Annotated in this window: 20 protein-coding genes; 4 read left to right on the top strand and 16 right to left on the bottom strand. The window is 42.9% G+C overall.

Features of this window, described 5'->3' with window-relative positions; genetic code table 11:
• Window positions 1–62 precede the first annotated feature (62 nt).
• From AAC978_RS12970 to AAC978_RS12930, 9 genes are all read right to left on the bottom strand, one after another.
• The gene (locus tag AAC978_RS12970) at window positions 63–503 is read right to left on the bottom strand and encodes a MarR family winged helix-turn-helix transcriptional regulator (protein ID WP_341548485.1); all 441 of its coding nucleotides are present in this window, start codon (window positions 501–503) and stop codon (window positions 63–65) included.
• Between the two features lie 167 nt (window positions 504–670).
• Window positions 671–961 (bottom strand): ferredoxin family protein, encoded by a 291-nt coding sequence (locus tag AAC978_RS12965; protein WP_341548484.1) that lies wholly within the window; start codon window positions 959–961, stop codon window positions 671–673.
• Entirely contained in the window at window positions 958–2,253 is a 1,296-nt protein-coding gene (locus AAC978_RS12960; protein WP_341548483.1) for an FAD-dependent oxidoreductase, read from the bottom strand. Before AAC978_RS12960 ends, AAC978_RS12965 begins: the two co-directional genes overlap by 4 nt.
• A gap of 222 nt (window positions 2,254–2,475) precedes the next feature.
• Window positions 2,476–3,462, bottom strand: coding sequence for an MBL fold metallo-hydrolase (locus AAC978_RS12955; RefSeq protein ID WP_445900309.1), 987 nt, complete (start codon window positions 3,460–3,462; stop codon window positions 2,476–2,478).
• A gap of 2 nt (window positions 3,463–3,464) precedes the next feature.
• Window positions 3,465–5,006, bottom strand: coding sequence for a class I adenylate-forming enzyme family protein (locus AAC978_RS12950; protein WP_341548482.1), 1,542 nt, complete (start codon window positions 5,004–5,006; stop codon window positions 3,465–3,467).
• A 134-nt stretch (window positions 5,007–5,140) separates the two neighbouring features.
• Window positions 5,141–6,067 carry an FAD-binding protein gene (locus AAC978_RS12945; protein WP_341548481.1) on the bottom strand — a complete coding sequence of 309 codons (927 nt, stop codon included), beginning with the start codon at window positions 6,065–6,067 and terminating at the stop codon, window positions 5,141–5,143.
• Between the two features lie 13 nt (window positions 6,068–6,080).
• Complete coding sequence (locus tag AAC978_RS12940) at window positions 6,081–6,848, bottom strand: electron transfer flavoprotein (RefSeq protein ID WP_341548480.1); 768 nt, start codon at window positions 6,846–6,848, stop codon at window positions 6,081–6,083.
• Between the two features lie 250 nt (window positions 6,849–7,098).
• The gene (gene caiB / locus AAC978_RS12935) at window positions 7,099–8,319 is read right to left on the bottom strand and encodes an L-carnitine CoA-transferase (protein WP_341548479.1); all 1,221 of its coding nucleotides are present in this window, start codon (window positions 8,317–8,319) and stop codon (window positions 7,099–7,101) included.
• Window positions 8,320–8,337: 18 nt separating this feature from the next.
• Entirely contained in the window at window positions 8,338–9,489 is a 1,152-nt protein-coding gene (locus AAC978_RS12930) for an acyl-CoA dehydrogenase (protein ID WP_341548478.1), read from the bottom strand.
• Window positions 9,490–9,903: 414 nt separating this feature from the next.
• Between AAC978_RS12930 and AAC978_RS12925 the strand changes: the two genes are divergently transcribed.
• The 4 genes from AAC978_RS12925 to AAC978_RS12910 all read left to right on the top strand — a co-directional run bounded on the left by AAC978_RS12925 (window position 9,904) and on the right by AAC978_RS12910 (window position 16,447).
• Window positions 9,904–11,913, top strand: coding sequence for a sigma-54 interaction domain-containing protein (locus AAC978_RS12925; RefSeq protein WP_341548477.1), 2,010 nt, complete (start codon window positions 9,904–9,906; stop codon window positions 11,911–11,913).
• A 248-nt stretch (window positions 11,914–12,161) separates the two neighbouring features.
• On the top strand, window positions 12,162–13,403 hold the full coding sequence (locus AAC978_RS12920; protein WP_341548476.1) for an MFS transporter: 1,242 nt from the start codon (window positions 12,162–12,164) through the stop codon (window positions 13,401–13,403).
• 130 nt (window positions 13,404–13,533) lie between these two features.
• The gene (locus AAC978_RS12915) at window positions 13,534–15,540 is read left to right on the top strand and encodes a sigma-54 interaction domain-containing protein (protein ID WP_341548475.1); all 2,007 of its coding nucleotides are present in this window, start codon (window positions 13,534–13,536) and stop codon (window positions 15,538–15,540) included.
• Between the two features lie 43 nt (window positions 15,541–15,583).
• Window positions 15,584–16,447, top strand: a complete 864-nt coding sequence (locus tag AAC978_RS12910) for a methyl-accepting chemotaxis protein (protein WP_341548474.1) — start codon at window positions 15,584–15,586, stop codon at window positions 16,445–16,447.
• 90 nt (window positions 16,448–16,537) lie between these two features.
• Here AAC978_RS12910 and AAC978_RS12905 read toward each other — a convergent pair whose 3' ends face one another.
• The 7 genes from AAC978_RS12905 to AAC978_RS12875 all read right to left on the bottom strand — a co-directional run bounded on the left by AAC978_RS12905 (window position 16,538) and on the right by AAC978_RS12875 (window position 23,020).
• On the bottom strand, window positions 16,538–17,521 hold the full coding sequence (locus AAC978_RS12905; protein ID WP_341548473.1) for an Abi family protein: 984 nt from the start codon (window positions 17,519–17,521) through the stop codon (window positions 16,538–16,540).
• A gap of 280 nt (window positions 17,522–17,801) precedes the next feature.
• Complete coding sequence (locus tag AAC978_RS12900) at window positions 17,802–19,049, bottom strand: methyl-accepting chemotaxis protein (RefSeq protein ID WP_341548472.1); 1,248 nt, start codon at window positions 19,047–19,049, stop codon at window positions 17,802–17,804.
• Between the two features lie 27 nt (window positions 19,050–19,076).
• Complete coding sequence (locus AAC978_RS12895) at window positions 19,077–19,658, bottom strand: TetR/AcrR family transcriptional regulator (RefSeq protein ID WP_341548471.1); 582 nt, start codon at window positions 19,656–19,658, stop codon at window positions 19,077–19,079.
• A complete protein-coding gene (locus tag AAC978_RS12890; RefSeq protein ID WP_341548470.1) occupies window positions 19,651–20,241 on the bottom strand; it encodes an HD family phosphohydrolase in 591 nt (196 codons plus the stop codon). The genes AAC978_RS12895 and AAC978_RS12890 overlap by 8 nt, the downstream gene beginning before the upstream one ends.
• The gene (locus tag AAC978_RS12885; RefSeq protein WP_341548469.1) at window positions 20,192–20,911 is read right to left on the bottom strand and encodes a putative ABC transporter permease; all 720 of its coding nucleotides are present in this window, start codon (window positions 20,909–20,911) and stop codon (window positions 20,192–20,194) included. The genes AAC978_RS12890 and AAC978_RS12885 overlap by 50 nt, the downstream gene beginning before the upstream one ends.
• A gap of 176 nt (window positions 20,912–21,087) precedes the next feature.
• Complete coding sequence (locus AAC978_RS12880) at window positions 21,088–21,300, bottom strand: hypothetical protein (RefSeq protein ID WP_341548468.1); 213 nt, start codon at window positions 21,298–21,300, stop codon at window positions 21,088–21,090.
• Between the two features lie 112 nt (window positions 21,301–21,412).
• On the bottom strand, window positions 21,413–23,020 hold the full coding sequence (locus AAC978_RS12875; RefSeq protein ID WP_341548467.1) for a DUF5301 domain-containing protein: 1,608 nt from the start codon (window positions 23,018–23,020) through the stop codon (window positions 21,413–21,415).
• Window positions 23,021–23,103: the final 83 nt, after the last annotated feature.

Raw genomic sequence — 23,103 nt, 5'->3', positions numbered from 1 at the left:
TTCTGGATTCAATTTCCGGGTTAAAGTCGTACTCCTTGTATTTGCAGCCAATCGGACACTCATCATGAAAGGTTTTCTATGACTCTATTGAGGATGCCTATACAAGTTACAATTTCCTCCCGAGTAATGCCCTGCGTCACCTCTTCGTTTGTTTTTTGTCCCATGAGCATAAGACTTTCCTTCATATTTCTGGCTTTTTCAGTCAGATAAATCAAGTTATTGCGGCGATTATTGGGTTGACGAATTCGGAATACCATATTTTGTTTTTCCAATGTATCGATGATTCGGGAAATACTAGGTCCATCTTTTCCAGTGTTTTCAGCAAGACTGCTCTGGGTCTGTCCATCCTCACGGTATAGGTAAAGGAGAATTTTCCACTGTTCTGTAGATATTCCTATTTCGTTCTCCTTGAAATTCTTGGCCAGCTTTTGAGTGATCAGACGCGCAGATTTATTGACTTTATGACCAAATGAACGACTGGTATATTCATCGAAAGACGTCATAATTCTTCGACCTCACCTTGTACAGTACTCATTTTCGACCTGATATTTATTAGCCACTTCACCGTTGCACCCTCCCAAAATTGCTCTCGAAGAAAGCGCAAATCTTGCATCCTTGCAAAATTTGCGCTTTCTTCTTTAGGTCCAATCCGTTTCATAATGAACCGTGATCAGCCATACCTGAATTCTACCCCGTAAGTCCCCACCGGATGATTCCAATCCTTAACAATGGTCCCTCGGCAAAGAACACGGCAGGTCCCACATTCCAGGCATCCGGCATAATCGAAAGTGATTTTGCCGTCATCGCCCTTATCGTACAAAGCAGCCGGGCAAGCCTTGATGAGCTTTTCCAGTTCCCTATCATCGGCATAGTCTTTGTCGATAAGGATATGGGACTCTTCCTCATTCACGGTAAATTTGTCCACACCTAGTTTTTCTGCCACATCCACTCGTTCGATCATAGTGCTTTCACTCCCTTTATCCCGTCTTTGGCCAGGGTCATCAAACCGACTTTTTTCACATGACCCAGCATGTTTTTCATCAAGGGCGCTGCCGGTGTTCCGTCCACGATAAACATATCTGCCATCATATCGTCCAGCATCTCCGGATACCCCTTGAATACTCTTGGGGTCTCCTCTAAGAAGTGGGGGAACTTTTGATACTGCTTCAGATCCTTCATGACAAAGCTGTTATCCAGCTTAGACTTATATGAAGATAAAGCATTGGCCGAAAAATCGTTTTTCGCTTTAGCTTCAATGATGGTTTCTGCTGCTAACTTAGCCGACTCGATAGCTAAGTCCATCCCCCTTACCATGTAACCGATGTTAATGACTAACCCTGCTGCATCACCGACGACAACAACCCCATCCCTATAGAGAGTGGGGATCATGGAGATACCCGCTTCAGGCACCAGGTGTCCTGAATACTCCACTAATTTGCCGCCCTTAATAAGAGGCTTAACAACCGGATGCTCTTTGAGATCATTCAGCATCTGGGGTATGGTCTTATTTGCTTTCTCCAAATCAGCTAGGGTACAAACCACACCTAAGGATATGGAATCCTTATTGGTATACAGAAATCCCCCACCGATAGCACCGTCAGACACGGAACCGGCAAACAGCCAGGACATACCTTCCCCTTCGTTTAAACCAAAGCGGGATTCAACCTCTTTTTCCCCTAACTCAATAACTTCCTTAGCACCTACGGCCACTTGATGAGGGGTGACTGGCTTTTTCAAGCCGATTTTCTCCGCTAACAGAGAGTTAACACCATCTGCTAAAACTACAACCTCCGCTTCCATCTCTTCACCGCCGGCGATAATACCACATACTTTACCGTCACGAACAATCAGATCATCAACACGGATACCGCAGGCCACCATTGCTCCTTCTTCTTCGGCCTTGTCCACCAGCCAGCGGTCAAATAAAGCACGACAGATCACATAAGAATCCTTGCCTTGTTCCCCTAAGCGATCTGAGCTATAGTCCAAGGTTACAGCGCCACTTTCCGTCGTCATACTGACACGCTCTTTGGTTACCTTGCGCTCAATTGGAGCCTCTGCGGCAAAGTTGGGGATGATCTTCTCCAGGCTATGGGAATAGAGTCGACCGCCTGTGCAGTTCTTGCCTCCGGCAGAGTTACCGCGTTCAACTAAAAGGACCTGGAGGCCGGCTTGGGCCATGACATAAGCGGCTACCCCTCCCGCTACACCGCCACCGACCACGATGGCATCAAATCTTTCACTATCGCTCATTTGTGCACCTCTTCCAAAAATACTTTTAGAATTTATGTTAAAAGACCTTCAACCTCATTGAATAAATATTGCAAATTACATGCCAATAATTAATCTCAAAATATATCGTAAAAACCCTCAGATTTAATGTTATTAAAATCAATAATGTATAAAGCATCAGTACAAAAGTGTAACCTTTTGTATTGATGGTTACACAATCTTGCACAAAAGATGTTTTAGCTTCTACACCAATTCATAACAGACACTATCTTTATTGGTAATCCTAATCAGTTTACCTTCCCATACCAAATGCTCTAAATGAGACAAGGCTTCACCGGCAGAGAACCATTTTTGCACACCTGGCAGCTCATCCCACGGGCCAAACTTGTTGTCCCAGTGCATTTCAGCAGCTGCCTGACTCGCCGTTTTTCTGCCATCGCCAACAATCACCAATATCTCTTCGGTGCGTTCTTGATGGTGAGCTATCAGCTCCTCGATACGCTGCCGACAATCATGAATAAGGTTGCGGTGGGCAGGCAGGACCAACTCAATATCCAATTCATGTACCTTCTTCAAGCTGTCCAGATAAGCACCCAAGCTATCTATTTCATAACCCCAAAAGCTAATATTGGGTGTGATATCACCTAGGATATGGTCACCGGAAATAAAAAGCTTCTTCTCCTTATCGTATAAGCAGATATGTCCCGGGGAGTGACCGGGAGTATCCACTACGGTAAGCGCATAATCTCCGATTACAATTTCATCTCCCTCGACAAGGAGTTGATAGTCTAGAAATTCAAGAGTATTCATAACAAAGTCCTGATTGCTTGTGGTCAAAGTGTCCAACCCTAAGCCTAGGGCCCTATGCATTTCCACATAAGTCTTCCTACTTGCGTTCCTTGCTAAATCAAGAATCTCGCCATCCTTTTTGCCAAGCAGAACCTTGCATCCTAATGTGCTTAATTCGTGAGCTAATCCCATATGATCCGGATGCATATGGCTCAGCAACAGATCCGTGTTGCTTAGATCAACTCCCAATTCTTTTACTCCGCTATAAAAAGCCTTTTTGGAATCCTCCATATTAAAACAAGTATCGATAATCAGATTTCTTTTCTCTGACAAGAATACATAGCTGTTGATGGACTTAAGCGGGTTATTGGGAAGGGGAATCTCATTAATATAAATGTTTGGCAATACTTCTCTTACCATGTCAAAACCTCTATTCATCATTCTTAACACCCTTGCATCCGATCAAGCTGTTCTCTCAATGTATACTTCTTAACCTTTCCAACTGAACTTAAGGGCAGTTCCTTTAGGAAGAAAACTTTTTTCGGCTTCTTATAACTGGCTAGCTTAGATTTGCAATACTCGATAAGCTGTTCTTCGGTGACTCGTTTATCATTTTTCAAGACAACTGCAGCTGCCACGATTTCGCTATATAAAGGATCAGCAAGTCCCACCACCGCGCATGATGAGACTGCCGGGTGTGATGAAACAACCGACTCAACCTCATTAGCAAAGATATTTTCCCCGCCGCACTTAATCATATCTTTTTTCCGTTCCATAAAATAAAAATATCCCTCTTCATCTTGTCTTAAAATATCTCCGGTGGGAAACCAACAATCAACAAAGGGATTCGGGCGATTGAGGTATCCCCTCATCTGAGCAGGTCCTCTAGCCCAAGCTTCCCCACATTCACCCTTTTTCACTTCGTAGCCCTGATCATTTACTAATTTTATTTGCGAAAAAGCCATTGGCTTACCAATCGAACAGATTAAACCCGGTTTTTTCCCATATTGTTCACGGGTTAGAATATTATTAATAATTGCCGCATTTTCTGAGTGCCCATATCCATTAAGAATTGAGGCTTTAGGAAAAAGTTCGAAAGCTGATTTCACTATTTCGTCGGAGGTATCACCCCCGCTAAACATAAGATAGCGCATTGACGATGTGTCAATATCATTGATCAATGGCGAATCTTTCATCGCCTTAAAAATCGAAGGTGGAATGATGAACATTTGAGTCACTTTTTCTCTATCTATGGTGCGCAGTAATTCGTCAACGTCAAATCTATCTGCAATGATCATACATGCTCCAGAAGAAAGCACAAACAAAACAAAGGAAAGGCCACCGACGTGGAACATGGGGGCATAATTCAGGAACACATCTTGCGGGTTAAAACGCCATTCCCCCATCAATGTCAGAGATACTTTTAATAACAGAGCCTCTTGGGTATGTCTGGCCGCCTTGGAAACCCCGGTGGTACCGCCGGTGAATATAAATAAGGCATCATCTTGATCACAGACAGGCTGGACAAAATCCCAAAGAGGGTCTCCCCTTTTCAACAGTTCTTCATAGGAATGTTCATGGTCTACTTCAATATCTCCTGTATAAATAAATTCCTTGATGCAGAACACTTGACTTTTTAATTCAGCGATAATGTCTGCATACTTCTGGTCATAGATAAAGTACTCACACTGGGTTGCTTCAACCAACTCTTTGATCTCAGAAGCTTTAAGCCGATAGTTAAAGGGCACCGCAACTGCCCCTAGTTTCTGGGCACCATAAAAGGCTTCCACAAACTCTGCACAGTTAGGCATCAGCAGGCCTACCCTGCTGCCCAATTTTGCGCCTAGTTGAGATAAGGAATGGGCAAGGCTATTGATGCGTTCTCCCAGTTCCCGGTAAGAAATTCGCTGACCCTTATAAATAAGCGCTGGCTTATCTGGATAATGAGCGGTATTGCTTTGGAGCAAATGATAAACATTATACACTTCATTTTCCCCCTGTTTCGTGCAATCAGCAGTATTTAAGCAAATAAGCCAGAGGCATAGACTGCAGCTCCAGCTTATTCACCTTATAAAAACCTTGCTTTAAATTACAAGCGAACTGAAGTTATGGGCTTAGTTTACTTCTGGAATTTTTCCGTTAGAGCCGGGATGACCTTATACATATCCCCAACAATGCCGTAGTCGGCTTGCTTGAATATAGCTGCATTCTTATCTTTGTTCACCGCAATAATGGTTTTGGCCTGATTGACACCCACCGTATGCTGAATCTGCCCAGAGATGCCGAGGGCAAGATAGACTTCCGGTTTGAGCATGACGCCGGATACGCCAATATAGCGTTCCTTAGCCATCCATTTTTCTTCTTCGGCAATGGGACGACTGCAGCCCATTTCAGCTTTAATGGCGGCCGCAAACGCTTCCACCATCTTGAGGTCTTCCCCTGCTTTTAAGCCCCGACCGACCCCGACTACCCGTTTAGCTGCTGCTAGATTAACTTTTTCCCCGAGTTTCGCTCTTTTTTTCAGGCATTTAATCGATACACTAGGTGCGACAAACTCCACCTCAACCACTTTTTCGGATGCTGGCAGTTCTGAACACTCAAATACTCCCGCCCCGACACAAGCGATATTGATAGTATTGGTTGACTTTTCGGTCCGGAAAGCAGCTCCGCCGTAAACCATGCGTTGGCTCTGCACTCCGTTATCCACTGCCACAACTTCTGTGATATCGGTGAGAACATTGGTACCGCATGCTGCAGCTAAAGTCCCGGCCAGTAGACGTCCTTTTCTGGTGTTACTGACCAGAATCAGGTTCGGCTTCTCGGTCATTACCAGCTTTATGATAGACGGAGTGTAGGTTTCCAGGATTTTATCCGCTAAAGTGCCCAAGTAGTAGATGGTATTAACACCTAAGATCTGTGCTGTTTGCTCCTCATCCCCGGTAAAAACTACCGCAGTCTGCCCACCTAAGGTTTTGGCGCCGGCTGTCAATTCGTTAATGGCGGGGATTTCCTCGCCGATAATCCATACATTTGCTAATTTGCTCATTTATTTCGCCCTCCTATGCCAAGACCCTGCGCAGATGTTCGTACAGCTCGGCAATCTTATCGTCACTGTCTCCCTCAAGGATGATCATCTTTCTGTCTGCTTCCACAGGCGCTAAGGTGCTGAGAATCTCTGTTTTATTGCCCAATTCGGTCTGAATATCCCCCACTCCCCAGGTGGTTGCCGGTTTCTTCCCAGCAGCCATGATTTCCTTTAAGGAGGGGATTCTTGGTTTATTGATATCCGTGGTCACGGAAATTACAGCGGGAGGAGCGACTTCCAGCACCTCTACTTCGTTTTCCAGAGTCCGCTCGACGATGAGGTTGTCCCCTTGAGCAGTGACTTTGCTGACAGCGTTCAAAGTGGCGTAGCCCAGCATCTGACCCAGCACTGCGCCCACCTGTTGAGCATAAATATCCCCGGAACCTTCACCGCAAAGTACGAGATCAACGCCGCCGATTTTCCGCACGGCAGCAGCTAGAGTAGCAGCTGTAGAATAACAATCGGCAGCATTCAGAGCATCATCCGCCACAAGGTAAAGTTGTTCTGGTCCCCGGGAGAGGGCTGCTTTTTTGAGTTTGGAGTTATCGACCATTTTGCCGCCAATGCTGAGGGCACTCACTTCTCCGCCCGCTGCCTCAGCCAGCTGCATTCCTGCTTCGATGGCATTCAGGTCATACTGTCCAATCTTCCACTCTGCTTTATCAAAGGCCAAAGTTCTATCCCCTTTGACCACAATATCCTGTTCTTCAGGCACCACTTTATAGCAAGCTACTATTTTCAAGTTATTTCACCTCGTAATATTAGTAATATTAATTAAGAAGTTAAGAGAAAATACAAATTTTAATTAAATATACTAGTTTTTTGCTTGAACCACCCCTTCACTTTTGGCAATTAATAGTAATGACAAGTATAACCATAACTAGGTTAACAGGAACGTTGCGAAAAACCTGTTAACCTAGTGAATCGTTACAGCTTTTTTACTCAAACCTTTAGGGGCCGCGGTAAGGGGACTGTCGTCTCAGAAATAATACTTACTGCTTACCTAGAAAAACGGACTTAGCTTCGGCCAACTTTTGGATATCCTCATCTCCATAGCCAAGATCTTTTAGAATGTCAACCGAATCTTGTCCCATGTTAGGGCCACCGCGCCAAATCTTTGTTTCGCTATTCTTAAATTTAGGGGCAATATTGACTCCTTTAACGGTCTTGCCGTCGATATCCTCCCATTCAGTAAATGCCTCACGAGCCTGATAATGGGGATCGTTGGCTGCCATCTCATAATCATAAATGGCGCTGCAGGGAACAGAATGCTTATTGAAAATATCACTTACTTCCAGAGCGGTATGATTGGCACAGAATTCTTTAAGCTTTTCTTCGAGCAAATCGGCAGCTGGGGTACCCATCCAGGCCATGGGACTTCCTTTGGGGAACATTTCCGAACCATATTCCAGTCCGATAAGCGGCAAGGCATTCTTCAAAACGCCGGGACCCAGGAACAAGGTATAGATTTCGTTACCATCTTTGCAGGGGAAGCTACCATATCCTGCGCAGTACTGACTATGATTGCCTTCAGGTTTGGGTTCTTTGCCATAAAGGAGGTATTCCATTGGATTCAAGGAGGAAACCCGCAGCATAACCTCATACTGGGCAACATCAATGCTTTCCCCTTGACCGGTTAAGTTTGCTCGATGCATTGCAGACAGAGCTGCTGTCGTCGCAAAAAGCGCCGTAAAATAATCAGCAGCTACTGGGAAGGCAGGAATCGGAGGGCGGTCCGGATAACCATTCAATTTCATATAGCCGCTAGCGGCTTGGGCAATGGGATCATAGGAGGCACGGGAAACATATTCCGGCAACCCTGTTTGACCAAATCCGGAAATGTGAACGATGACTAGCTTGGGATTGACTTCCCACATCACTTCATCATTAAGGCCCCATTTTTCATATTGTCCACCTTTAGAGGCTTCGATAAAGATATCGGCATCCTTAATAAGCTTCAAAAATACTTCCCGGCCTTCAGGGGTAGGAATGCTGAGAGCAATATTTCTTTGGTTGCGGCGGTCCTGTTTTATGGTTGTTGCGGTTCCGCCCCGGGAGATATCCGGTCCCATAGGATTTTCAATCCAAATGACATCTGCGCCATATTCAGCGAACATCTCGGCCGCAAAAGGACCTGCCACAGATAAAGAGGAATGAACAACCTTTACTCCCGCAAGGGGTCCAAATTGGGGAACATCTGCTTTTCTCGCCATTTTCCTTGCTCCTCTCGGTTATTTACTATATTTTTTCAGAATTTGTCTCCCGGCAATATGAACCATAATTTGGTCTGTTCCACCACCAATGCGGTGCATACGAGAATCTTTCCACATTCTAGCGATTCGGCAATCTTCCATGTAACCCAGTCCGCCCATGATTTGCATAGCGTCATCTAAGACTTCAAAGCCTGCCTGAGCGCAGTAGAGTTTAGCTAGGGAAGAAGAAAGTTGAACATCCAGGCCGTTATCCTTTTCCCAAGCAGTTTTATATACATAATTCTTCATGTTTTGAACTTTGATTTCCATGAAAGATAATTTTTCTTGAATCTGTTGGAAGTTGCCGATTTTTTGTCCGAATTGAACCCGCTGATTGGCATATTTGGCAGCGTCCTCCAGGCCTGCTTCAGCCAGGCCAAGTGACATTGCTGCCATCAAAATACGCTCGATCTCAAAGTTCTTCATCAACTGGAAGAATCCATTGCCTTCTCTCCCGACGAGATCTTTCTCTTCTAATTCAACATCTTCCAAATAGACTTCACTTAAACTGCTGGTTACATGGCCGACTTTATGGAGGGGTTCCATCTTAACCCCCGGAGCATCCGTTGGTAACCACCACATGGACATGGCTTGGGCAGGGGGTTTGGGGCTGTCAAAATCGCGGGTTACACAGAGCATATAAGGGGACCGGGTGGCATCAGTAATCCAGGTCTTGTGGCCATTGATATAAACCTTACCGTCCCGGCGAGTTGCTGTGGTGGCGATGGCATTGTTGTCGGAACCGGCCTGGGGTTCGGAGATGCCCAAGCAGAAGGCCATTCTCCCTTGCATCAAGTAGTCCATGGTAATTTTCTTCTGTTCATCGTTGCCAAAGGCCAGCATATCATCCACTTGCAGAGCATTTCCGCCTACACCAAAGGGCGCACCTGTGAGACGAGCCGTTTCCTCCGCAACCAACATTAATGTCAATACATCACAGGGTGTACCGCCGTATTCTTCCGGGATACCGAGTAAACCAAAGCCATTGTCAATCAAGGCTTTATTGAATTTTGTCGGGAGTTCATGCTTTTCATAGCATTCTTTTACATAATCTTCCGGGCACTCCCGCGCTATTAATTCGCTGAGTCCCTCCAGGAGCAGTTCCTGCTCTTCCGTTTTTTTGAAATCCATTGTCCGTCCTCCGTTTCGTAATTTTTTGAGATTGTACCCACAATGTTTTGACTTGGCAACCCTTAAATTCTGGTTTCGCCACTCACCCATCTTAATTGCAAATTGCATGCCAATAAGGAAAGTGCTAAATTCAACATCTTTTATGTATTTTCGTTGTGTTACTGAATGTTCTATTTGCAACTTTTATCGTTACACATTTGTAATATATTGCACTATTTATTGGACAGCTGTTCTTAGAAAATCCTAAAAACTATTATTTATAATTGTCCACTTTCGTGTTACAGATTTCGCAAATAGTACACTTGTGTTCACTTTCTTTAATCGTGTCTTGAGTATTTTTACAAATACAAATATACTAAAGACAGGCTGGTACATCTGTTAACATGGTGGAGTAGACAATGAGGAGTGATTAACATGGATTTTTCGTATAATCATGACTTGACGGTCCGTAACCGCGAAGCGTTTATTTATAAAGGACGTATAGCTGAAAATAGTGTTCGTTCAGAAATTCTTGAATCTTGGCAACGCTCCAAAGCAGCCAAAATTGACCCCAGAATGGCCGCTTTACCACTCCCCATTCCTGAAGAAGTCGCTACCCAAGCAGTTACAGAAGATTGGATCTATCAACGTGACTTGGCCCATGATAATGTTTTTGACTTTTATAAATTGATCAGCTCGACTCAGTCAGCTTACTTTATTACCGATGATAATTTAACGATTGTTATCCAAAGAGGAAACGAGGCTCTATTAAGACAACTTAATGCGATCAACCTTTGCATCGGGTGCAATCTGTATGAAAGCAACATAGGAACAAATGCCGGTTCTCTCGCCAAATCCACTGGCAAACAAAGTTTTGTCATAGGTGCCGAGCACTATATTGACGCCCTCCAGGATTATTTCAGTACTGCCTTTTGCAATTATGATGATAAGGGTAATTTCCTATGCATAGGACTTCTCGTTTGCAAGCTGGATAACTTTACTCCTTTTCAATTTGAGATCCTGAAATATTACTCAATATCCGCCGTAAGCCAAGTTAATTTAAAGCTTCGGGAGTTAGAATTAGGAATTACTAATGAATTGCTTAGCCTAAGTGTTGATCAACGAAACAAAGGTCTCATCCTTGTGGATGAGCGTGGCATCATTCTTCGCACAAATCAATGGCTTGTCAACGCCTTTGCTTTAGATGAAAGAAGTATGCACCGCAAATCTTTAGATCAGGTTTTTCCTGAACTCCTGAAGGTATTCCAGCAAACGCTTGCCACAGGCAAGCCGAGTCAGCTGCAGGAAATCGAAATTACTTCCCAGGGCTCAATGCACAAAGCCTTTTTTGCTGACAGCCTCCCCATTTATAAAGACGACAGGATTGTTGGCATCGCCATTAGTATCGAAGACTCCCGTAGTGTTCACAAAATGATCAATCAGGTTACCCATTCCAGCGCTTACTTTACTTTCGCGGACTTGATCGGCTCTAGTTCTGCTTTTACCGCTGCGAAATCTATTTCGGAGGATGCCGCTCAAAGCATCAGCAATGTCTTGATAACTGGTGAAAGCGGAACAGGAAAGGAGTTATTTGCCCAGTCCATCCATAACGCAAGCAAACGCCGCAAGGGACCTTTTGTCTCTATAAATTGCGCAGCCATCCCCAGAGAGCTGATTGCCAGTGAATTATTTGGCTACGTGGAGGGGGCATTTACTGGTGCCCGTAAATCCGGAGCACCCGGGAAATTTGAACTTGCCGATAAAGGCACTATTTTCCTTGATGAAATCGGGGAGATGCCTCTGGAGATGCAGTCAGTATTATTAAGAGTATTGGAAGAAAGAATGATAACTAGGGTTGGGGGAAGCAAACCTATCCCAGTGGATGTTAAGGTCATCACCGCCACAAACAAAAACCTCTTGGAATCTATTAAGGCCAAGGAATTCAGGCTGGATCTCTACTATCGGCTCAACGTGATAAAAATCGATATTCCTCCACTCAGACAGCGGCCGGAAGATATTCCTTTGCTTGTCGAGCATTTTGTCGCCCAATTTAATGTAATTCTTCATAAAAACATCGCTAATGTAACGCCGGAGGTTATGGAACTCCTTCAGAACTATCCTTGGCCTGGAAATGTTCGTGAGCTTAGGAATGTTATCGAAAGAAGCATGAATATCTGCCGCACTAATGAACTTGTTATCGAAAATATCCCCAAGGAAATCATGAGCAAAAACTTTTCTTCTTTAGTCTCAGACAACGCTCCCTCAGAAGTTTACAAGGACAAGATATTGCAGGAGTTTACGGAAAAGGTCAATGAAAAGAATAAGATACTCGAGCTTATGAATCGGTATGCCGGGAATAAATCAAGGGTAGCAAAGGATCTGGGGATTTCCCGAACCACCCTTTATCGAAAACTTGATGAAATGGAATCTTCATTAAAACCATAAGGACAGATATCACTTAAAAACTAAGCACAAGACATGCAGCGCTGGAATCGCTGCATGTCTTGTGCTTTTATGCTTTTAAGTTGATGGCATGAATCTTGCATCAAATAGACCTGAGGAGGTGAAGAGTGAACAGTAAATCCGTTCAGAGAGGAGGAATAGCACTAAAGCAAACATCACATGTGAATGTGCGTATTTGTCCAACTAAAAAATATCAATAGAATTAAATAGAACTCTTAGGAGGTAATGTTGTGAGCGAGAAAAAACTCCATTATGCATGGTTTATTTTGGCTGGCTGCTGCGCCCTAACAGCTGGTATGGGAATACTGCTAAACACCGGTGGACAGTGGTTTGTCTCTGTTACTAAGGAATTAAATATCAGTGTCAGTACACTATCCCTCTACTTCACTGTACAAGGCTTATGCATGGCTTTTACTGCACCTTTTGTCGGTAAATTACTGCCTAAAGTAAACCTACGCTTATTATTGACAGGTTGCTATAGTGCGGTTATTTTAGCTATCGCCGCTATGTCACAGTACCAATCAGTCTGGGGCTGGTATATCTCCGGAGCTGTGCTTGGTATCGCCGGTGCCTTCTGTTTCTTGATCCCAGCTCCGGTCATCTTATCCCAATGGTTCGCCAAGAAAACCGGTCTTGCGGTTGGTATCGCTATGGCCTTTTCCGGAATTTCCGCCGCTATTATGAATCCGATTATCGCCGGTTTCATCCAAGCCAACGGCTGGAGGGCAGCTTATTTGCTTGCTGCAGGTGTGACAGCAATTCTTGTTCTGCCCTTCACTTTGTTTGTCTTGAGATTTAAGCCGGCCGATATGGGGCTGAAACCTTTTGGCTATGAGGAAAACGCCGCCGCCTCTGCCGCACAGGCAGCATCGGCTGCAACAGGTGTGCCCGCCAATGTAGCCATGCGTTCCTTATCTTTCATCCTTTTATTCTGTGTGTTTGGATTAATTGCCTTTTCAGCAGGTTTCTCACAATTACTTCCTACCTATGCTAAATCAATCGGTTTTGCAGCTACAATCGGAGCAACCATGGCTTCAATGGCCATGATCGGAAATATTGTTGGCAAATTAAGCCTTGGGGTTATCAATGATAAGTTTGGGGCCCTCAAAACAAGTCTTTTTGGGTTGAGCATCGTCGCAGTCAGCTTTATTCTCTTGCTATTGGCTAAAGGCAATACAACTGTAATTCTCGCCGCTTCATTTTTCTATGGATTCTCCCTGTCCATGACTGCTGTCGTTTCTCCGTTGCTGGTTAGGGGTGCCTACGGTGCCAAAGATTACCCTGTTCTCTTTGCCAACCTCTCCATTGGGCAATCTTTGATCGGTGCTTTTGGAATGCCCATCATCGGCTTTATTGCAGAGTTAACCGGAAGTTTTGCGACGACCTTCATTGTCACCCTAAGCATTCTTGCACTCACCGCTGTTTTAATACTTCTGGCTTTCAATAATGCCAAGAAACTCACGCAGGCCTGATCTTTCCCCATTTTGTCTACTTAAGGAAGCACAAGCATAGCTAAAGCACCTTAAATGCTGCTTTAGCTATGCTATGGTAAATAATCCAAACTTCCTGTCAAAATGCTGTATTGAAAAGCGGGGTGAGTAAATGAATACTTTCTATAACCATTCTATACTCCTGCGTAACAGGGAATCCTTCATTTACGAGGGGCATGTGGCCGGTGAGGCTGTCAGGCGGGAAATTATCGAGTCATGGCAACGCTCAAAGCAATCAAATGTTAATCCCCGCATGTCCCTTTTGCCCATACCCATGCCAAAAGAAATCGCGACCCAAGCGGTAACTGACGACTGGATTTATCAACGGGATTTAAATCATGAAAATGTTTTTTCTTATTACAACTTATTAAGTACCACCAAGTCCGTAATTTTTTATACAGATAAGAATCTTACCATAGTTATACAAAGAGGCAACGCTGAGCTTCTGGCCTTGTTGAACTCAATTCATATCGGAATCGGTACGAATCTAAACGAAAATGCAGTAGGCACCAACGCCGTGGCCTTGGCCAATTTAACTCTACAGCAAAGTGTTGTAATCGGTGCCGAACATTATATTGATGCCTTTCAAGAGTTTGCCTGCACTTCATTGCCAAACTTTGATGAGTTTGGCGATATTATGTCCTTTAGTTTACTGATAACAAAACTAGATGCTCTTCAACCTTTAGAATTTGAAGTTTTCAAATACTTCGCTATCTCCGGTCAATCTTACACAAGTCTTAAGCTGCGCGAATTAGAATTAAATATGATCAACGAATTATTGAGATTGAGTTTTGATCAACAAGATAAAGGACTTATCCTTCTTGACGAACGTGGGACTATTCTCCGGATTAATGAATGTCTCATTCAGACTTTTCATCTTGAGGAAAAAAGTTTGCACCGTAAACATTTAGCCCAGATCTTTCCTGAACTTGTACCTCTATTCAACAAATCACATCATACAGGCATATCTATTCAATTTGAAGAGATTCAGATTCAGAACAGGGATGGTCTAACGAAAACCTTTTTTGTCGATATCCTCCCCATCAGCAAAAACGGTCAACAAACCGGAATCGCTATTGGCCTAACAGATTCTCGACGCATCCATAAAGTGGTCAATACCTTATCCAGATCCCATGCCTACTTTACTTTTAAAGACTTGATTGGCTCTAGTTCAGCTTTTACTGCGGCAAAAAGTATGGCTGAAGATGCAGCTCAAAGCGCCAGCAATGTTCTAATCATCGGTGAAAGCGGGACCGGTAAAGAATTATTTGCTCAGTCCATTCACAATGCAAGCAGCCGTCATAGGGGTCCCTTTATTTCCATAAACTGTGCTGCTATCCCCAGAGAACTTATTGCCAGCGACTTATTTGGCTATGTCGAAGGAGCTTTTACCGGAGCCCGCAAAAACGGTGCTCCCGGTAAATTTGAGCTTGCTCATAAAGGCACCCTATTTCTTGATGAAATCGGCGAGATGCCCCTTGAAATGCAATCTGTGTTATTAAAAGTTTTAGAAGATAAGATAGTGACCAGAGTTGGCGGCAGCAAACCCATCCCTATTGATGTCAAAGTTATTTCAGCAACCAACAGAAACCTTTCGGAATCGATTAAGACTAAGGAGTTTAGGCTTGATCTCTACTATCGTCTCAATGTTATAAAAATAGATATCCCCCCGCTTCGAGATAGGCAGGAAGATATCCCCTTGCTCATTCAGCATTTTATCAGCCAATTCAATTCTATTCTTCACAAAAATATTAGCAACCTAACACCGGAGGCTATGGATCTCCTAATGTATTATTCCTGGCCGGGCAATGTTCGTGAACTAAGAAATATTATTGAACGAAGTATGAATATCTGCCGTTCCAGCCAGCTGACCATTAATCATCTGCCCAAGGAGGTCGTGGATATTGGTTTTTCCACATTCACTCAGCAACCTAATGCAGCCGGACTCAAACACAAAATAGTGCACGAACTTGCTGAAAAAATCAATGAAAAAAATCAAATCATGAACCTTATGAAAAAATACTCCGGAAACAAATCCCGGGTTGCAGAAGAATTAGGAATATCGCGAACTACCCTTTATAGAAAATTGGAGACTATTAATCCATCACCTAAAAGCTAAACTATCATAAATAACAATCAAAAAAATTGGAGGTAGAGCGTCCATGAAAAAGGATAATCTTAATAGAATTGCGGAAACCTTGCCTTTTCTGGCAGAAATCTTTGTCGAACCAACCTCAATATCTGTCAGTGATTATATTGACTTTACTGTATTGAAATCTGTACCACATCCTCAACTGCCAAGTCCAGTCAAAGAAGGTGATCAACTGCCTGAAGCCTTTCGTGAATCTCAAACCTTTAAAACTATTATGTCCGGGCAAAGAGTCCACGTGAGGCTACCTATAGGAGCCTATGGTCTCTCTTTCCCAATAATCTCCATAACTATTCCAATCTACGACGATGACCAGCAGCAGGTTATTGGAAGTCTAGGTGTTATGACATCGACTGAAAAAACCGATAACCTGATCCATATCGGCCAGGAAATCATGGCTACGCTGCAACAGCTCTATGCAACTGCGGATAGCCTAACGACCAAGGGGCAAGTGTTATCGGATATGTCCAATCGGATGAACTTGGAAATAATGATGCTTAAGGAAGATACGATAGACATTGGAAATATCTCTGATGAGATTAAAAAGATCTCATCACTAACTAATATCCTAGGTATTAATGCTGCAATTGAGTCCGCACGAGTTGGCGAACAAGGACGGGGTTTTAAAGTTGTAGCCGAAGAAGTGCGTAAGCTGGCAGCGGGTACAAAATCTTCTGTTACAGATATCGATAATAGAATTAGAAAAGTTCAGGATGAGGTGAACTCTATTACAGAAGCTATCCGCGAGTTAGACCTTTTTATGAAGGGGCAAGCTTTGGGCATGAGTGAATTAAGAAATGCCTTAGAACATATTTCAACAATGGCACAAGGCTTGGTATCTAAAGAAACATTGGCCGAGGGGGGCAAGAAAGCCTAACCTTTGTGCCAAGCCCTTGAGTGTAGTTCAAATGGTGCATCGATGCAACATTTGGGGTGCACAAAACGCAATACGTCACATCGTTTTATGTCACATACCTTTAATGGTTATCCAATTCCTTGGAAATCCCATCTTATCCAACACATCTTCTACTGATATCGTATTTAATTGCTTATCTAGCTTATCAATTTCAGTTTTCAAAGCGGAATGGAATTTATTAAATGAATTTTTAGGAAGCATAAGCTTTAATATTATTACCACAGCAAATAAATCATTTTTACCATAAATATAATTTCCGCTTGAATCTTTTGGTATTGCCAGCTTTGCATGAAGCGGATTCGATTTTATCATATTAGGCCTGCCCTTTTTATTTACCGATTTAAGGCCATAAAACCGCTCATCATGTGCACAGGCATTTCTGAAAATAGAGAGTATAAACAGGATGGAGGTCAGTTCATCGGGCCTAAGATTGAACTTCTTGCCAATTTGATTTTGATCCTTCTGAACCATATAGCTATAGAATGTGCTTATAGTGCCCAGGGTCAGCGTGTTTACCAAAACCCAAAGGGGCACATATCCATGAGTAAGCATATTATGAGAAATCATAGGATTATTCTTTGAAAGCTGCCTTGAAATCTCTTTTTGGAGATTAGCGATTAGCTCAGTTACTTCACCAATCTTCTGTGCCTTGGTTTTATTTGATTCATGTGGTTTTAGAACTGTATCAAAATTACCGATTTTTAAGTAGTTATCATGGCCATAATTCCTGGAAAACTCATGAGATAGAACACTCTTTACATTGTTTTCAATTTCTAAAATATATCTCATAAAGATATTTCTCAGTTCTCTATCAAACAAATACAATGCGTGCAGTTCAAAGAAGTTGGTACCCCTAAGATACTTTTCATCCACCCCGGTATACGTTTGATCGAGGAAAAGATCCTTATAGCCATTGATAAGATTATAATAATTCTCCATTTCAATAATTCGTTTTGCCCTGCTGCCACTTATATTAAGACCTCTAGAGCGTAGCTTTTTCATTTGTGAATTCGTAGTTTTAAAAACTTTATCCATTTCCACCTCTCCAAATAAAAAACCCCGGGCCCTTAGGTCACCGGAGCATGATCACAATATTATTATTCGCAAAATCGAATTCTATACATCAATTATGACATAGAAATTCAATTTTGTCACTAGATACTCGATGTACCTTTTTCATTATACTTGTTGTTATTCTTTACGTCAAGCGGATATTCAAGCCTGCCAATCTCCTCTCTTATCATCTTTTTTCAGATGTCGATCATGGTACTCGTGGAATATCCAGAATATAATTCAAATACTCATGATTCCAGCACTAGAGCTTATACTTCTTCAGTTTCACCTCAAGTTCCTGAGTAATTTCATCTAATCTATGAGTAACTTCATTCATATCTTCCAAGATGGATACTTGACTGGTGGCGGCTGCAGCGATCTCTTCACTTGAGGCGGCAGCCTCTTTGGTGACTGCAGAAATATTCTCAATAACACTTAAGACCTCATGGCGATGATTCTGAATAGTGAGCATCCCTTGCTCGATCATTCCGATCTTCGAACTAATTGATTCTGTTGCCTCAGTAATATTTTGGAAAGCGTCATTTGTATGTAAAACGGCTTCATTCTGTTCTTGGGTAACTGCCTGAACCCGCTCCATGGAGGCGATGGTCAGGGTTGACTGATTCTGAATGGTTTGTACCAGACTGCCGATTTCAACCGTGGATACCCGGCTTTGTTCGGCCAATTTCCTGATCTCTTCTGCCACTACGGCAAATCCCCGCCCAGATTCACCTGCCCTAGCTGCTTCAATCGCAGCATTTAAGGCTAGCAAATTAGTCTGTTCAGCAATACCTTGCACGGACTCCAGTAGCATTTCAATATTTTTAGTGGAATTGGTCAGAGTCTCGATGGTTTGATAAATCTGGGCCAGAGCATCATTGGCTTCCAGGGACTTTTCCTGAAGAAGATGGACAGACTGAAGACCGATGGTATTCAGTTGGGTGATATTTTGTGTATCTTCATTTACACCGCTGAAACGCTCTGATAGTAATTCAATTTCTAGGGAGAGGTTTTCCATCTTTTCTACCCCATGCTGAACCTCATCAGCCTGGCTAGAAGCCCCTTTGGCGATTCCCTCAATTGATTCCGAAATCTGTTCGACTGAATACAAAGCCTCTTCAGCTTTGCTTCTGGTTTCCTTGGAAATCTGAATAATAGAATGAAAAACGTTGACAAAGCTGGTGATCAAATTCCGAATGTCTGTGATAATATCGTTAAATGATGAGGAGATTTTGCCGATAAAGCCAAGATCCTTGAATTCCGCAAGGCTGGAATAATCCCCTTCCTTGAACTGGAGGATTCGCTTTTCAAATTTGGCTAACAACTTCTTGTTTGCAAACCCCGAGAAGATGGAAATAATGCAATAACCAACGATACCTATCAACAAAAGCAACGGGACAACGTACCAAATGTCGAGGATTTTCCAAAGGATAATCCCTAAACCCAGACTCAACAAGAAATTGAGCATGAAGGAGATAAATTTTAAATTACCCAACTTTTTTAAATTCATTTCAACTTTCCTTTCACGATTCATTGCTTAATAAAGACATTTTATAGCTGATAATGATTCTATGGCTTCTTTTTGGTTTTCCCCCAGCATGATTTGAATAGATGTGCCAAATAAGGCACCCAGAGTAATTCTCGATAATATTGACGGTGAATAAGAATAATTACCCATGGTTCCTGTTTGGGAATAACCCTTTGTCATGTATTTTTCAATTAATGTCGTTGAATCGTCGAAAAGCTGACGAAGAGGTTCCTTAAACGTATCGGACCAAAAGGCCATGCTGGTCATATCAAATAGCAATTTAAACAAGCCAGGGTTTTCTAGAAGCATCTCCTGAAAAAACTCAATCAGGCATGCCAATTTCTCTTTCTCCGATTTGCCTTGGCTCAATTTATCTTCTAATTCCTGCAAGTAATGCCGAGCTAAAACTTTAATGACCTCAATAAATAACCCTTCTTTATTTTTATAGTAATAATTGACCTGACTTAACACGACTCCCGCCTCATCAGCTATATCCCGCAATGAAACACTGGCATAGCCCTTTGTCGATATACAATGGATGGCCGCATTGAGGATTCTTTCTGATTGACCGATTTCTTTATTCTCACTCATAAATTTCCACTCCCAAGATCTTATTATTGGTCACATGGCTTTGCCTTGCTGAAACTTCCCATTGATCATATACTCTCTTTTTAAGTCTGCCTAATTTTATGTCTTCCCCCAACTGAAGAGTTTCCAGTAGCGCCCAATATTTATCGATAAGAGCAATGATGAATGCTTCTTTATATTTAGGTGGTTTCACCGTTAATGGCCACATATGCTTAAGGATAATGTCCTTCTCCCGATCATTTAAATCAAAATATTCATGGGCATTTTCCAGAGCGGTGAGGGGATGGGTAAATCCATGCAGGCCTTTAGCGGGTTTAGTGGTATGCCAGTCATACAAGAAAAGATCATGCAACATTCCACCTCGGGCTGCTGAACGCCAGTCAAGTCCCAGCACCCTGCAGATTTTGTACCCGGTATAAGATACAAACATACTGTGTTCCAGGCAGGTTGTCCGACCATGCTGGGGAAAGCGATCCATCATAAGGACAGCTTCATGAGTTAATAAATCCTCAAGGCACCCTTTATATTCATCCAGACTATTGAAATTTGCTTTTGAGCTCAGTCTTGATCTTATCCATTGTTTCATTGAGGATGCTCCTTACATCACGATTGAATATGTCGGCATTTAAAATGAGCAGGCGTGGAAAAGCCTGAAAGATGCGTCGATAGCGAAAAATCTTCTCATAGTATTTAAGTAGAGGAAGACTACTGTAGTTGAGTATAGCATTGCGTAAATCCATAGTAGCAGTTACTGATACTATAGTGTCGATAAGGAAATAAAGAAGGAGCAAAGCCGCTAGAGCTGTTTTGATGCTGAGCGGTATTAAGAGAACCCGCTCGGCGATCATAGGATGAACGACTTGCAGTAGAACCAGGGCCAGTCCCCCCCACAAAAGCGAATACTTTAGGCAAATATAGCCGTGGAGATTGGCAAACTCCTCACTGTAATCCCACCATTTACAACGGAATATTTTTTCCAGCATAAAACCAGTAATGTATTCAAGAGTCGTGACGAGGATAACTGCCACCACAATGCTGACGATAACCGCTGTCAATGTATCAGGGACGACTGTTTTCACCCATGTTGAGCATAAGATGATTAAAACGGCACCAAAACCATAGATGGGGCAAAAGAATCCGTGTAAAAATCCCCGATTGACAAATTTCTTGTGAATTATAGTGGCATAGATCGTTTCCAAAATCCATCCTAAAAAGGAATAGCAAGCGAAGTGCAAAAAGATATCCAAGTTATTCATAATTCCTATTTCCTTTCTTTTTACACAGCCCTTTGTCTTAAGAAAAGAATAATTCGGACGTCCGTCCGAAATCAATATTAACATTAAGCGACTAGAAAGTCAATTCTTAACAGCATAACTTCCATAGTCGCTTCAGCTTTTGTATTCGAAAACCCAATTCAAAGGTTTCTTCGCTACTAAACTATGCCTGGGCTACTTGCGAAGCTACCGCAGTAAAATCCCTCAATCCGGCGTATGAATCCATTGCAAATCTTACTGCTCCGGCCAAACGACTGGCTACTCCAGAGGAAGTGGCCGGTTCCATATTGTTCTTGGTCTTCGACGATTCCTAGATCGTTACCGGAACGAATATCTATGCTGATCTTGCTTATAGCTACGGTGTTATGCATGATCAGATTGCAGGAATGCCGGGGATGTAATTGCTTTAAGATAAAAACGAGGCACTGAAGAAAAATTATCCTCCCAAATAAGAGTAGGAGCGACAAATCGCTCCTACTCTTTTTAACTATTACCTACGCTACCCCATGGCTTAACGATAACCGGATTCTTAACCCCGTTTTTCTGCAGGTGCCTGAGCAGGTTTTCGTTCTGCAGCCTATGAAGATCCTCATAATCTCCATAATGACTAATGATTTCATCGGCTAAGCCGGAGATTTCTTTTCCTGATACAGGGGTGGTGCAGTATCTGCGAATCGAAGGGAGCCATTCGGAACCATCCTTGGCCTGCTCATAGCTGACCAACTCGTAGTTTCTGGCCCCATTCCTTTTAAAAGTAATAGCCGAAGGAATAATACCCCCACTTACTTCCCTGATAGAAGCATTATTAGAAGTAGCGTTAATTATGTAGGTTGCGCTATAGGTAGTCACAAATACCTTCAGTAAATCCCCTTCCTCAGAACTCTTAAATATTTTGGGTGCAACCACCGTAAAGCCCCGTTGAGGTTGGGAATAGCGTGCTGTTTCAGTAGTATAAACGAGCTTTTCCAGCTCATCCTCACCGTCATAGGTATAATCCGGGAGCATCATCATTTCTTGTTTGGAATAGGCGGTATACCATTCTTGGGGAGAAAGTGATTCGTCAATAATGGTATTTCTCGTTCCTAAGATATCTTTGCAAAGGCGCATCATGATCTGTCCCCTTAGCCCCTCACCATTCCCTTGCTCGAACTGATAGAGCATATATTGCATGGCCTCTTCGCCACCTAATTTCAGGATGTTTTCATATTCATCCTCATGAGCACGGATATAATCCTGTGGGTTGGAGGAGCTTAGTGGTGATGACAAAATGATTGTAAGACTATGTTCTACATCAAAAGTGGAGGCTTCCTTTGGCTTGCTTCCAGCCTTTGCAATAATACTGAGGATTGTATGGGCAGTATCCGAACTGATTCTATTGATCCTTTGATAGGGCCTTTCAATATAATAGTTCTTCCCGTCCTTGGTATAAATGTAATAAGTCTGAGAAGGTTCCTGACCTAGCAGGTCCACTCGGATATATTCATCGACAATAGGGGTATCGTTCACGCTGGAATATTTCATGGCAAGGAAATTCTCCTCTCCTTGCGCCAAAAGCACAGCCATTTCCATAATTGAACTGTCAGTAATGGTAACGGGAGTAGTCGGTTCTCCCCCTTTCCACTCAGTAAGGGTCAAGCTTTGCATTTTTGGATAGCCAAGCAATGCGACTTCTTGGATAACTCGGAAATGTTCCTTAGGTATAACATAGTATCGATATTGATCCCCGGATTGGATCATGGCCAGAGTTGGTTCCGCTGCAAAGAAACGGATTTCGTTATCCTCATTAACTTTAATCGAGAGGGAAGGCGTAAGCTCATAGGGTGAAGAGACCTTTTTTCCCTTCCATTCATCTGTCGCCGAATACAGCCATTTTCCTAACTCCACACCGGACACAACGATGGGATAAGGATAGCCTGCTTCGTCAATCTGTACTCCTTCCCCTTGCATAAGAAGAGTTGCTAGATTATCCGGATTGAGAAAGGATAGATCCCGCTCCTTATTAGCAGGATTAGATATTAATGTGAATGCCATACCGCCTATAGCGATAGCCAAAGCGATCATAACCCAAACAACAGGCTTCTTCCCACTCATTTCGTCGCCTCCTCGATCATCTTCTTAATTTGCTCGGCTTCCGTTGTCTATCCCTCCCATTTATGAATCACATACTATTAGAG

This window comes from Desulfitobacterium sp. THU1, assembly GCF_038181555.1.
Taxonomy (GTDB): Bacteria; Bacillota; Desulfitobacteriia; order Desulfitobacteriales; family Desulfitobacteriaceae; genus Desulfitobacterium.
This window is presented reverse-complemented; position numbering and strand designations above follow the sequence as displayed.

Coding starts and splice junctions, on each gene's coding strand:
- AAC978_RS12970 (WP_341548485.1), bottom strand. CDS start 503: ATGACGTCTTTCGATGAATATACCAGTCGTTCATTTGGTCATAAAGTC.
- AAC978_RS12965 (WP_341548484.1), bottom strand. CDS start 961: ATGATCGAACGAGTGGATGTGGCAGAAAAACTAGGTGTGGACAAATTT.
- AAC978_RS12960 (WP_341548483.1), bottom strand. CDS start 2,253: ATGAGCGATAGTGAAAGATTTGATGCCATCGTGGTCGGTGGCGGTGTA.
- AAC978_RS12955 (WP_445900309.1), bottom strand. CDS start 3,462: ATGATGAATAGAGGTTTTGACATGGTAAGAGAAGTATTGCCAAACATT.
- AAC978_RS12945 (WP_341548481.1), bottom strand. CDS start 6,067: ATGAGCAAATTAGCAAATGTATGGATTATCGGCGAGGAAATCCCCGCC.
- caiB (WP_341548479.1), bottom strand. CDS start 8,319: ATGGCGAGAAAAGCAGATGTTCCCCAATTTGGACCCCTTGCGGGAGTA.
- AAC978_RS12930 (WP_341548478.1), bottom strand. CDS start 9,489: ATGGATTTCAAAAAAACGGAAGAGCAGGAACTGCTCCTGGAGGGACTC.
- AAC978_RS12925 (WP_341548477.1), top strand. CDS start 9,904: ATGGATTTTTCGTATAATCATGACTTGACGGTCCGTAACCGCGAAGCG.
- AAC978_RS12915 (WP_341548475.1), top strand. CDS start 13,534: ATGAATACTTTCTATAACCATTCTATACTCCTGCGTAACAGGGAATCC.
- AAC978_RS12910 (WP_341548474.1), top strand. CDS start 15,584: ATGAAAAAGGATAATCTTAATAGAATTGCGGAAACCTTGCCTTTTCTG.
- AAC978_RS12905 (WP_341548473.1), bottom strand. CDS start 17,521: ATGGATAAAGTTTTTAAAACTACGAATTCACAAATGAAAAAGCTACGC.
- AAC978_RS12900 (WP_341548472.1), bottom strand. CDS start 19,049: ATGAATTTAAAAAAGTTGGGTAATTTAAAATTTATCTCCTTCATGCTC.
- AAC978_RS12895 (WP_341548471.1), bottom strand. CDS start 19,658: ATGAGTGAGAATAAAGAAATCGGTCAATCAGAAAGAATCCTCAATGCG.
- AAC978_RS12890 (WP_341548470.1), bottom strand. CDS start 20,241: ATGAAACAATGGATAAGATCAAGACTGAGCTCAAAAGCAAATTTCAAT.
- AAC978_RS12885 (WP_341548469.1), bottom strand. CDS start 20,911: ATGAATAACTTGGATATCTTTTTGCACTTCGCTTGCTATTCCTTTTTA.
- AAC978_RS12880 (WP_341548468.1), bottom strand. CDS start 21,300: ATGCATAACACCGTAGCTATAAGCAAGATCAGCATAGATATTCGTTCC.
- AAC978_RS12875 (WP_341548467.1), bottom strand. CDS start 23,020: ATGAGTGGGAAGAAGCCTGTTGTTTGGGTTATGATCGCTTTGGCTATC.